Genomic DNA, 12,202 nt, shown 5'->3' with positions numbered 1-12,202 from the left:
ACCGCCATCCGTCATAGCGGCAGAAACGACAAGGGGGCAGACATCCAGCGATGTCTGCCCCCTTGCTCGTCAGGCTCTGGTTAATCCAGCGCGCGGTTGCGCGATTCCACGTCGACCAGCTTGATCGCGATCGCGCCCACCACCAACATGCCCGACAGCACGAACAGCGACAGCGTGAACTGTGTGGCCATGATCGGGGCAATCAGCGCCGGGGCGAACAAGCCGCCCAGACGCGCCATCGCGCCAGCCATGCCCATGCCGCTTGCGCGCAGATCCGTCGGGTAGACCTCGGGCGTGAACGCATAGAGCGCGCCCCACGTACCCAGCAGCGAGAAGCTCATCAACAGCGTCGAACCCACCACCAGCGGTACCGAGGTGCCCAGGCTATACAGCAAGCAACCCACCGCGCTGAGCAACAGGAAACCGATCAAGGTCGGCTTGCGTCCGAAACGCTCGACCGCATAGGCCGACAGCGCAAAGCCCGGCAACTGTGCCAACGCCAGCACGATCAGGAATTCCTGACCACGCATGAAACCCAGCCCTTGGGCCGAGAGTTTGACCGGCAGGTACACGAACACACCGTAGTAGGCGATGGATATCAGCATCCATGCGGCAAGCAACGCAATCGAGCGGCGCGCCAGACCCGGGCTGAACAGCGCGAGCACGGACTTGCGCTCCATGCTTTGCGGCTCCAGCGCGGAGATCGTGACGGGCTTGCCGTTCGTGGCAGCCACGCGCTCAAGCACGCGAGCGGCCTCCGCGCCCTTGCCGGTTTTGTTCAGGTACAGCGGCGACTCAGGCACGTAGAAACGCAACACCACACCCACGATCGCCGGGATGCCGGTGACAAAGAAGATCACGCGCCACGCATCGTCACCATAGGACGCGGCGAACAACGCGAGGATCGCCAGCAGGATGGTGCCCACGGCCCAGAACGACTCCAGCCACACCAACCAACGGCCACGACGTTGCGCCGGCAGGAATTCCGCCATCATCGTGTAGTCCACAGGCAGCGTGCCACCCACCCCGATACCGGTGATAAAGCGCAAGACCAGCAGCCAGGTGAAATCCGGCGCGAATGCCGACGCCACACCCGCGCAGGCATCGATAATGACAGCGAGCATCAGCACGGGACGCCGGCCGATACGGTCAGCCAGCCGCCCGAAGACGAATGCCCCGATCAGCATGCCAACAAAAAACATCGTGCCGGTTTGCAGCGCTTGAGGAATGGTCAGACCGAAGGTCTTGGCAATCGATGGCGCACTGAATCCGATCGACAACACCTGCATCGCGTCGGCCATCCAGACCAACCCGAAAATCACAAACAGCCGGTACTGGAATTTCCCGACCCCTACGCTATTCAACCCTTGTTCAATCGTTATTGTTGATCCTGCCATGGCTACTCCTACGCGGTTTGGCCGTTGCTCGTCTCGCGCTTTCGCGCAGTTAAATAATCAGGCTCAGTAATGCAGTGGCATGCCGCATCAATGGGCTTGATCCCGTATTCGACCGATCAACGCGCGGCTATCGGTCCACTCAGGTTCTTGCGGCGCAAAACGCGCCCTTAAATAACTCAACAGATCCTGCACTTGATCATCGTCCAGACTATCCTTGAATCCAGGCATGTAGCCCAGCTCGTCATTGGCCGGATTTTGAATTCCATGCAGAATCACCTGCACAAGATTGTCTGGTGTTGCAGCGTACAGGTTCGTGTTCGTCGACAACAAAGGCTTGACGCCGAAGAGCGTGGGCCCGGAAGAGGCCTCATGGCAGACCGCGCAAGCGTTTTGATAAATACGTTCGCCATTGGCCCGGCCCGCGAACACGCGCGCGCTCGCGTCGGCGGTCAGCGTCTCAGAGGCTGCGGCAGGCTTGGGGCTGCCAGGCAGATTCAGCAAATACGTCGCGATGGCGCGCACGTCCGATTCGGGCATTTCGGCCAACCCATGTATCACCGGTGCCATCGGCCCCGCGGCCACGCCATGGTTGGCGGAATAACCGGTGCGCAGGTATTGCACCAGCGAATCTTCGGTCCAAGGGCGCGCGCCCGTGGCCAGACGATTCAATGCCGGGGCCTCCCAGCCCTCGGCCTCACCGCCGGCCAGATAATTCTCTATTCCGGTCTTCTCGGCCCCCAACGCGTTGCGCGGCGAGTGGCAAGCCGCGCAGTGACCCGCACCCTGCACAAGATAAGCGCCACGATTCCAGGCGAGCGACTGCGTGGGGTCCGGCTGATACACACCCGAGTCATGGAAAAGCACATTCCATCCCGCCAGCAGCCCGCGCATGTTGTACGGGAACGCCAGCTCGGTCTTGGGCGGTTCGCTGCGCACGGGCGGCTGCACCATCAGATAGGCGTACAAGGCCTGCATATCGGCATCCGTCATTTTGGCGAATGCCGTGTAGGGAAAGGCGGGGTAAAGCTGCCGCCCGTCGCGGTGCACGCCCTCGCGCATGGCGCGTTCGAACGCGCGATACGACCACTGTCCGATGCCGGTCTCGTTATCCGGCGTGATGTTGGTGGTGTAGATGGTGCCAAACGGCGTGTCCAGCGCCAGACCGCCAGCATTCTGCTTCCCGTTGGGCGCGGTATGGCAGACCACGCAGTCGCCGGCGGCGGCCACCAGCCTGCCGCGCTCGATCGCTGCGGCGGAATATAAAGAGACATCGGGGCCTGCGGTAGGGGCGATAGCCGGCTTGAGCGGCCACGCCATGGTCACCAACCCCGCCACGGCGCTTGCCCCGGCGGCGAGCCATACGCCACCGCGCCGTAGCCAGCCGAGTGACGCTGCATCCTTTGCGAGCGGCGAGGTGCCAGCGAGCTCGTCGCGCAGTTTCGCCGCATTGAACGGCACTTCGCGCAGGCGCACACCCGTGGCGTTGAAAATCGCATTGCCAATCGCGGCAGCGGCGGGCAAGGTCATCACGCCATCGAGCGCGAGTTGACCGCTATCGATAGGCCTATCTATCGCCGTCTCGCCTGCCACCTGCAGCGAGGACGACGCCACATCAAAATCTGTTTGTGCGAAACTCGCGCCCGCGCCGGCTGCGCCCCAATCATCAAAGGACGCGGGAGCCTGCAACAAGCGCCGCGCGGCGTTTAATAGCAGCGGGTCCTGTTCGCGAACCGTTGCTTGCTGGGCAGTTTGCAGGGACTGGCTGTCGTGGCCAACCACCAGGCGCGTCACATCGACGCGTCCCGTTTTGGGTTCGACTTCCACTTCGACGACCCAAGCTGCCCAGGTCTCACTGCCGTTCTCGGTCGTTTCAGCGTCACGTACATGCGCGGCGGCAAAGCCTCGTCCGCGCAGTACTGACGTGGCGCCATCGTCATGCCTACGGACCGTCAATGCCGAATCGGCTGCCCCGGCCTCCGGCTTACTGGTTTCTTCATGCGGCAGCCGTGACGCCTCGCGCGGCGCGCCCAACGCAGCCCAGTTCGCTTGCTCGGCCACACGCTGCGTGAGGGTCCGGGCGGGCCCGGGCGGTAACTGCGCCAGCCGATACGCCACCGGATCCGCTTTGGATTGTGCCGCCTGCTCATCCAACCAGGTTTCTTGCGCGAACACCTGCAAGGCCTCAAGCTCGGCGAGCGAGGCGTGCGTTAGGGGTCCGCCCGAATCCAAGCCAGCCGGCGCCTGCACCGGCGAATCCATGACTTGCGGCCAGGCCACGGGATCGGCATGCATGGGCTGGCTGAGCAGACGCGCGAGACTTGGGCGTAGCGCCCAGGGCGTTTCAGATATCCATGCGGCGTCCGTGGCGGACACCGACGGCGAGGTTGCTCCACCGGTGGTATCCGCATGTTGGCGAGATGGCGCCGTCGCCCTACGATGCAATCGGATTTCGGCGCCCTGGCCCACGCTGCGTACCGGCAAGCGTACCGGCCGACCGACCGCGCGCGACAGCAGGCTCGCATCGGCCGCAGCATCCAGTACATCCAGCGGATGCGAGCGGTGTGCCACACCCGACTCAACCAGCGTGATGCGTTCAGGCGCCAGCCCTAAAAGCGCGCCGAGTTCAGCGCGCACGATTTCTTGATATGACGGGGGGCAGGATAGCCACACCGTTGCATGGCTGGACGAAGACCACGCCGTTACCGACGGGTTATCTTGCCCAGCTTGCGGCATTGTGTGCCAGGTATAGGCGGGTGCATCGCCAGCGGTCGCTTCAACCGAAGCGCGATTGGCCGCGATGTCGCGCGATTGCCAGTGCACCCGCAAGGCTTCGGCGGCCTGGCGGGCCTGGACGGCCGAGACGGCCACCACCCCCACGTAGTTCGCCAAGCGCACCACCTGCACGACGCCGGATTGCGACGATCCCGCGTCGATATCGATATCAATGAGCTGCGTGCCCAGATAACGCTGGCCATCCCAGCGCATTTTGGCCGGACGCACCAGCGCGCCATGCAGAACGCCCTCAGGCACAGCTACCGGCTGCGCCTTGCTGACGTCGATGAGATCGGCGCCGCTCACAGCTCTTTATCCTTGGAAGGAGACGCGATAGAAGCTTGCGCACGCAGCACGGCGGCTTCACGCGCGGCCTCCAGAATTTCCAGATGCGTGCCACAACGGCACAGGTTATGACGCAGCTCTTGCCGGATCATCGTTTCGGAGGGATTGGGATGACGCCGCAACAAGGCCTCAACCGTCATGATCATGCCATTGAGACAATAGCCGCACTGCGCAGCCTGACAAGAGATGAAGGCTTGTTGCGTCGGTCCGGGGCAACGGCTGTCGCCCAGCCCCTCCAAGGTCGTGACCTCGCGGCCTACAGCGCCCTTGACCGGGATGACACATGATCGCGCGGCTACGCCATCGATCAGCACGGTGCACGCCCCGCATTCCCCGAGACCGCAGCCGTACTTCGGACCGTTCAGGCCCAAGTCGTTGCGTAGCACCAGCAATAGCGGCGTGGCCGCGTCCGCCACAACCGCACACGCCTGACCGTTGACCGATAACGAAATCGTGTCCGGGTGATCTGCAGCGCTTGAAGCGACGGCGTGGCGGTTCATGACGAGGGCCCTGGATAAAAAGGTGAGAGCTTACGCCGCCTTGGACTTCGGGTCGACGAGCGGCACACTGAACACGTCGTAACCGAAGCACCACGAAGGATCTTCGTTCGTGCGCAGCCAGGTGTTGTCATGCGAGATACGCTGCACCTTGCTGGCGCGCTCGGCACGGTTGGCTTCGTACAAGTCGAAGGCGAGTTCGTAGTTGTTCACGCCCACTTCCTTGAAGCAACGCGCCAGCATGGCGGCGTCTTCGATCGCCATTGCGGCGCCTTGCGCCATGTGCGGCTTCATCGGATGGCATGCGTCACCCAACAGCACCAGACGGCCACGGCTCCACAACGGCAGCGGATCGCGCTCGAGAAGCGACCATTTGGTGACCTCCACCGTGGCCTCGATCAGCGCTTGCACGGTGGGGTGCCAGCCTTGGAAGGCCTCGCGCATTTCGTCCTTGCTGCTGGGCAACCAACGATCTTTCAGGTCCCACTCTTCGACCGGCACGCCGGTCACGTAATAGAGCTCGTCCTGCTTGCCAGTGACGAAGTAGGTCATCATGTGGCGATCGTCGCTCCACCACTTCACGCACGGGTCGAAAGGCAGCATGCCGTCTTTGACTTGCGGGGTCGGGAACACGGCGCGGTGTGCCAGATAGCCGGCGTACTTTGGAGGCTCGGGTCCGAGCAGTTCCTCGCGGATACGCGAGTTCACGCCATCGGCGCCGACGACGAGGTCAGCCTCGGCCATGGAGCCATCGGCAAAGTGCAGATGCACCACATCGCCCTTGTCCTCGACTTTGACCAGATGCTTGTCAAAGCTGATCATGCCATCAGGCAGCGCGTCGATCAGCAAGGCATGGAAATCGCCGCGATGCACGGTGAGGTAGCTCGCGCCATATTCCTTGACCGCATAGTCGCCCAGCGGGATCTGCGCGAGCACGTCGCCCGTCTGCCAGTGACGGCTATACCAGAATTCCGGATGCGAACCCTGCTCGTTCAGCGCGTCCTCGATACCGATACGGCGCAGAATCTTCATCACGTTGGGGCCGACGTGGATGCCGGCGCCCTGACGCGAGAACGACGGCGCCTGCTCATAAACGTGAACGTTATACCCTTGCTGGGCCAGCAGCGAAGCAGCGGCCGCGCCTCCCAGGCCAGCGCCGATGACGGCGATTCGAGGTTGTGCGGACATACAGAAAACTCCTAGCAGTCAAAAATTCGCGCCGACGACCGCAATGTCAGGGGTCGGTTTGAGGATTATCAATACAGCGTATACGCTCTTTTTTTAAAATTTACCGGCACCCAGAATGAAACACAAGAATTCAATGCACAATCTATCTAGGTGTTTTCCCTAGAGTTTTCTGGCCGCTACAGCGCATTGCGGCGCGCTGGCAATTTCTATATATTGAGCGTCTACGCTGTATTTTTTGAATACGCCCACATGGATGCCGCCCGGAGACCGGGACGCTCCGTGCCGACCTCTTTCCTCTGGAGACTCAAGTGCCCACGACGCAAGCGTCCCCCTCCACCTTTCTCTACGGCGCCAACGTGCATGCCAATGGCATCCGTCAACACTACCTGCGCTACGGCGGCCAAGACGGCGCGCGCGCGAATCGTCCCGCCATCGTGCTGATCCCAGGGATCACCAGCCCGGCTGTCACCTGGGGCTTTGTCGCCGAACGGCTGGGTCAGCATTTCGATACCTATGTGCTGGACGTGCGCGGCCGCGGTCTGTCGTCGTCGGGTCCTGGTCTGGACTATGGCCTGGATGCGCAAGCCGCTGACGTACTCGCCCTGACCGAGGCGCTGGGTCTGACGCGCTACGCCTACGTGGGCCACTCAATGGGCGCGCGTATCGCGGTACGTGCTGCGCGCACGCAACCGGCCGGCCTGACGCACCTGGTGGCCGTCGATCCTCCGGTATCCGGCCCCGGCCGTCGCCCCTACCCGGCCAAGTTGCCCTGGTATGTAGATTCGATCCGCCAGGCCACGCACGGCATGGATGCCGAGGCGATGCGCGCGTTCTGCCCGACCTGGACCGAGGCGCAGCTGCGTCTGCGGGCACAATGGTTGCACACCTGCTATGAACCGGCCATCGTGCAGAGTTTCGAGGATTTTGGCCGCGACGATATTCATGCGGATCTGCCGAAAATCCAGACGCCCATGCTGCTCATGACCGCTGAACGCGGCGATGTCGTGCGCGACGAGGACGTGGCGGAATGGCAGAAGCTCGCCGGCCAGACTCAGCATGTGCGCGTGCCGGATGCCGGGCATATGATTCCGTGGGATAACGAGGAAGGTTTCTACGCCGCGTTCGGTGATTTTCTGGGTCAGCGCCTGGACGCTGTACGTTAACGCATCGCCTCACGTTGCTTGCGGGGGCCAGCCCCCCCTCTCTCGCTATTTGGAGCCCGCCATGTCCGTCAGCGATATCGATCTGATCCACGCCTGGAAACAGGTACTTAAACTGTCCAAACTGGAAGCCGGTCAAACCGTCACCGTGCTCACCGGCGCCGATACGCATCCTCAGACCTTGCGCTGCGCAATCGCCGCGGCCAGCGACATGGGCGCGCGCGTCAATCGCCTGGATTTGCCCCCCGTCAATGCCGAGAAGTCGCTGTCTCGTGATTCATTGGCCTATCTGGGCACCACGCCACTGACCGGCAATCCCGCCGCCATCGCCGCGCTGAAGGCCAGCGATCTGGTGCTGGACCTGATGACGCTGTTGTTCTCGCCCGAACAACACGACATCCTGAGCAGCGGCACCAAGATCCTGCTGGCCGTCGAGCCGCCCGAGGTCCTGTGCCGGCTCGTGCCCACCGAGGCCGATCGCGCACGCGTCATCGCCGCGTCCGAGCACATCAAAGCCGCCAAGGAAATGCACATCACGTCCGAGGCTGGCACGGATCTGCGCTGCCAGCTCGGCGAATTCCCCGCCATCTGCGAATATGGCTTTGTGGATGAGCCAGGACGCTGGGACCACTGGCCCAGCGGCTTTGTGCTGACCTGGCCTAACGAAGGCCAAAGCCAGGGTGTCGTCGTGCTGGATCGTGGCGACATCCTGCTGCCGCTCAAGGAATACGTCAACGACCCGATCAAGCTCACGATCCGCGACGGCTATGTCCGCGCGATCGAGGGCGGCTTGCAAGCCGAGATTCTGCGCGAATACATGGCTTCGTACGAGGACCCTGAAGCCTACGCGGTGTCGCACGTGGGCTGGGGCCTGCAGCCGCGCGCGCATTGGTCGATGCTGGCTCACTACGATAAAGAATCGCATATCGGCATGGATGCCCGCGCGTTCGAAGGCAACTTCCTGTGGTCCATGGGTCCCAATAACGAAGCCGGCGGCAATCGCACTACCGCTTGCCACATCGATATCCCGATGCGTAACTGCTCGGTTCGCCTCGACGGCCAGGCTACCGTGATCGATGGCGTGGTTCAGGATAAAGAAGGCCTCGCGCGCGCCGAGCGCCGCAAACAACTCGTTGGAATCGTGCAATGAACACCGTCTCGACTCAAACCATTCCCACCGACGGCGTCAAGGGCGACGTCTCCGCCTATGCCCGCCAGGGCTTTGGCACCCCGCTGCCTTTGAAAGCGCCCTTTGGCCTGTTGATCATCGACTTCGTCAATGGATTCGCCGATCCGGCGGTGTTTGGTGGCGGCAATATCCCCGAAGCCATGGCGCAGACCGAACACCTGCTCGCGCATGCACGCGCGCAGGGCTGGCCAGTGGCGCATAGCCGTATCGTGTTCGCCGACGACGATGCGGACACGAACATCTTCTGCCTGAAAGTGCCCGGCATGCTGACCTTGAAAGAAGACAGCCCCGCGAGCCAAATCGTCCCGCAGCTCGCGCCCGCGCCGGGCGAATACGTGGTACGCAAGAGCACGCCTTCGGCGTTCTTTGGCACCATGCTTGCCCCCTGGCTGGCACAACGCGGCGTGCAGACCTTGCTGGTTGCCGGTTGTGTGACCAGCGGGTGCGTGCGCGCCAGTGTGGTCGACGCCATGCAATCCGGTTTCCGCCCCTTAGTGGTGTCCGATTGCGTGGGCGACCGAGCCATTGGCCCGCACGACGCCAACTTGTTCGACATGGCGCAGAAATACGCCGCGGTCATGCCGCTGGCGCAGGCCATCGCGGACACGCAGGCTGTCTCGCGTTAAGCAATCGCGTTGCCATGAGTCTGCCCTCGCCCAAATCCCTGCACGATGGGTTGTTGAATCAACAGGGCGTCCTGTTGATTGTCCGTGACCCAGTTGCCCCACCCAAGCCCGCGCCCGGGCAACCCGGGGCGCCCACGGATTATGTGCCGAAAACGCCGGAGATATTCATCGCAGTGCTCGATGCACCCGAAGCGCCTGGTGGTTGGCGGGTGCAAGCCTTTAACGGGCATGTGGATCTGGGCACGGGCATACGCACTTCCCTCGCGCAGATTGCGGCCGAGGAAATCGAGGTCCCGTTCGAGCGGCTGGACATGGTGCTCGGCCATACCGAGGCCGCGCCAAACCAAGGCCCCACGATAGCCAGCGCCACAATACAGATCTCGGCAGTACCACTGAGGCGCGCGGCCGCGCAAGCGCGCGAGCATTTGATAAAGCTCGCGGCCGAACATTGGCAGGTGCCTGTGCATGCGTTACAAGCGCGCGCGGGGGCCATCGTATTCAAGGATGCGTCGGACACACGCAGCTTGCACTACGGAAAATTGGTACGCGGCCGGCATGACCGACTGACGCTTGCCGAAGATGTGCCTCTCAAGCCTGCGTCATCCTACGAGATCGTGGGCAAGGCGGCCAACCGCGTCGACATCCCGGCCAAGGCGACCGGGGAACTCACCTTTGTTCATGACGTGCGCGTGCCCGGCATGCGGCATGGCCGTGTCATTCGCCCCCCTTATCCGGGACGCGATGGCGGGGACTTCATCGGGCATAGCTTGATCGCTGTCGATGAGTCGTCTGTCGCGCATCTGCCGGGCAATGTACAGGTCGTGGTCAAAGGCGACTTCGTCGGTGTGGTGGCGGACCGCGAGGAACAAGCCATCGCCGCCATGCGGGCTCTGAAGATCCAGTGGAAACCTGTACCACCCGCACCAGATTTGAGTGATCTGGAGACCGCGCTACGCGCGAACCCCTCCGAGCCGCGCCCGCTCCATCGACAAGGCCAGCCCGATGAAGTGCTAGGCGCGACGCCGCCTGCGCACGCGCGCCACGTCGTGCGCCGCAGCTACGTCTGGCCCTATCACATGCATGGCTCGATCGGCCCGTCATGCGCGGTGGCCGACTATCGAGATGACCGTTTGATCATATGGTCCGGTACGCAGAATCCGCATATGCTGCGCACCGATCTGGACCGGTTGCTGCAGCTGGGCGAAGGCAATATCGAGATCATCCGGTACGAGGCGTCTGGCTGTTATGGCCGCAATTGCGCCGACGATGTGTGTGGCGATGCCGCGCTGCTCGCCATGGCCGTGGGCGCGCCCGTGCGCGTGCAACTGACGCGCGAACAGGAACATCAATGGGAGCCTAAAGGCACCGCCCAGCTGATCGACTTGCAAGCCGCCACAGACGCAGACGGCAATCTGCTCGCCTATGACCTCGGCGTACGATATCCGTCGAACGATGCGCCCCTGCTCGCGCTATTGTTGACCGGCACGATCTCCAATCAGCCGCGCACCTTGCAAATGGGTGATCGCACCGCGATGCCGCCCTATCGTTACCCTAATATGAACATCGTTTGCCATGACACGCCGCCGTTGGTGCGCGCATCATGGCTGCGCGGCGTGTCGGCACTGCCTAATGTGTTCGCGCACGAAAGCATGATCGACGAACTGGCGCATCTGAGCGGCGCCGATCCGCTTGAATATCGGTTGCGGCATCTGGACGACACGCGCGCGCGTGACCTGATTGCCGCCGTCGGCGAACGCGCGCAATGGCGCCCACATACACACGGTAGTCGGGGCGTTGCCGGCGTGGATGGCTTGTTGCGCGGACGCGGCCTGGCCTATGCGCGCTATATCCATAGCAAATTCCCCGGCTTTGGCGCGGCATGGGCCGCCTGGGTGGTGGACATCAACATCGACCCGCTCACCGGTCGTCTACGCGTGGACCGTATCACCGTGGCCCAGGATGCCGGCATGATGGTCAATCCCGCGGGCGTGCGCCATCAAGTGCATGGCAACATCATCCAGGCCTTGAGCCGCACTCTGCTCGAGCAGGTCACCTTCGGCCCGCAAGGTGTCACCAGCCGCGAATGGGGCGCCTACCCGATTATCAACTTCACCGACATACCCGAGGTCGATGTATTGCTGATGCCACGACAGGATGAACCGCCGCTCGGTGTGGGTGAATCGGCATCATTGCCTTGCGCGCCTGCTATCGCGAATGCCATTTTCGATGCAACCGGACTGAGGCTGTGCGCCCCTCCCTATACGGCTGAAAAACTCCGCCAGGCTTTGCAAGCATTGCACAGAGAACCTCATCCGGTCACGTAGCCTGCGTCGTCATAACGCGGCGCCGTTCGGTGAATAATCCTGCTTTAATATCGATCGTTGCTGTAACAACCTAACCCACTGACTGATCCGACTTATCACGCGCCTATGCCGACCACCCCGCCTCGATCGAATGAACCTACGGCAAGCCGCTCGGACAGCAACGTGGCGTCATATCGGTTTTCTTCTCAGGTCGGCCACTTGTTGCGCAGGGCTTATCAGCGGCACACCGCGCTGTTCCAGCAGTTCATCCCAGACTCCAAGTTGACCGTCGCGCAGTTCGTGGTCATGTGCGCGCTGCAAGACGATGGTCCAGCCTCGATCGCCAGTCTCGTTAAATCGACCGTCATTGATCAGGCCACCATCCGCGGGGTGGTGGACCGACTCAAGAACCGGGATCTCATCAGCCTGCAGGCGGATCCCGCCGACCGGCGCAAGGTGATGGTGACCTTGACAGACGCGGGGGTTCAGCTCGTCACCGAAATGCGGCCGTTCGCTCAAGCGATCACTGAAGAAACCTTCGGCCCGCTGAACGAGGCCGAACGCGTGGCTTTGCTGTATCTGCTGAGAAAAATGATTGACGCGGACGGCAACGAGAAGCAGCCGGCGTCCATCGCCTCCGGTGCGGACCTCGTGGCGCCCACAACGCATCACGGCTGAAACAGCACCGACACCAGGCCGCGCAATCCGCAGGACAAGACCACGCT

At 62.6% G+C, this 12,202-nt stretch carries 9 protein-coding genes; 5 read left to right on the top strand and 4 right to left on the bottom strand.

What is annotated here, in order from left to right; genetic code table 11:
- Positions 1-80 precede the first annotated feature (80 nt).
- From GOQ28_RS00280 to GOQ28_RS00265, 4 genes are all read right to left on the bottom strand, one after another.
- Positions 81-1,397: an MFS transporter gene (locus tag GOQ28_RS00280; protein ID WP_160348623.1), complete on the bottom strand. Its 1,317-nt coding sequence runs from the start codon at positions 1,395-1,397 to the stop codon at positions 81-83.
- An 87-nt stretch (positions 1,398-1,484) separates the two neighbouring features.
- Positions 1,485-4,475 (bottom strand): c-type cytochrome, encoded by a 2,991-nt coding sequence (locus GOQ28_RS00275; protein ID WP_336603706.1) that lies wholly within the window; start codon positions 4,473-4,475, stop codon positions 1,485-1,487.
- Positions 4,472-5,014, bottom strand: coding sequence for a (2Fe-2S)-binding protein (locus GOQ28_RS00270; RefSeq protein WP_160354975.1), 543 nt, complete (start codon positions 5,012-5,014; stop codon positions 4,472-4,474). The genes GOQ28_RS00275 and GOQ28_RS00270 overlap by 4 nt, the downstream gene beginning before the upstream one ends.
- A 30-nt stretch (positions 5,015-5,044) precedes the next feature.
- Entirely contained in the window at positions 5,045-6,199 is a 1,155-nt protein-coding gene (locus GOQ28_RS00265; RefSeq protein ID WP_160348625.1) for an FAD-dependent monooxygenase, read from the bottom strand.
- A gap of 308 nt (positions 6,200-6,507) precedes the next feature.
- Here GOQ28_RS00265 and GOQ28_RS00260 point away from each other — a divergent pair, with 308 nt between their 5' ends.
- The 5 genes from GOQ28_RS00260 (at position 6,508) to GOQ28_RS00240 (ending at position 12,155) form a co-directional block, all read left to right on the top strand.
- Positions 6,508-7,362, top strand: coding sequence for an alpha/beta fold hydrolase (locus GOQ28_RS00260; protein ID WP_160354974.1), 855 nt, complete (start codon positions 6,508-6,510; stop codon positions 7,360-7,362).
- 61 nt (positions 7,363-7,423) lie between these two features.
- A complete protein-coding gene (locus GOQ28_RS00255; RefSeq protein WP_160348627.1) occupies positions 7,424-8,509 on the top strand; it encodes a 2,5-dihydroxypyridine 5,6-dioxygenase in 1,086 nt (361 codons plus the stop codon).
- Positions 8,506-9,174 (top strand): isochorismatase family protein, encoded by a 669-nt coding sequence (locus GOQ28_RS00250; RefSeq protein ID WP_160348628.1) that lies wholly within the window; start codon positions 8,506-8,508, stop codon positions 9,172-9,174. The genes GOQ28_RS00255 and GOQ28_RS00250 overlap by 4 nt, the downstream gene beginning before the upstream one ends.
- 14 nt (positions 9,175-9,188) lie before the next feature.
- Complete coding sequence (locus tag GOQ28_RS00245; RefSeq protein WP_160354973.1) at positions 9,189-11,498, top strand: xanthine dehydrogenase family protein molybdopterin-binding subunit; 2,310 nt, start codon at positions 9,189-9,191, stop codon at positions 11,496-11,498.
- 162 nt (positions 11,499-11,660) lie between these two features.
- Positions 11,661-12,155, top strand: a complete 495-nt coding sequence (locus tag GOQ28_RS00240) for a MarR family winged helix-turn-helix transcriptional regulator (RefSeq protein ID WP_336603705.1) — start codon at positions 11,661-11,663, stop codon at positions 12,153-12,155.
- Positions 12,156-12,202 lie beyond the last annotated feature (47 nt).

This window comes from Bordetella sp. 02P26C-1, assembly GCF_009763255.1.
GTDB lineage: Bacteria > Pseudomonadota > Gammaproteobacteria > Burkholderiales > Burkholderiaceae_B > Bordetella_A.
Note: the sequence above shows the minus strand (reverse complement) of the source record. Positions and strands in the feature narration are given on the sequence as shown.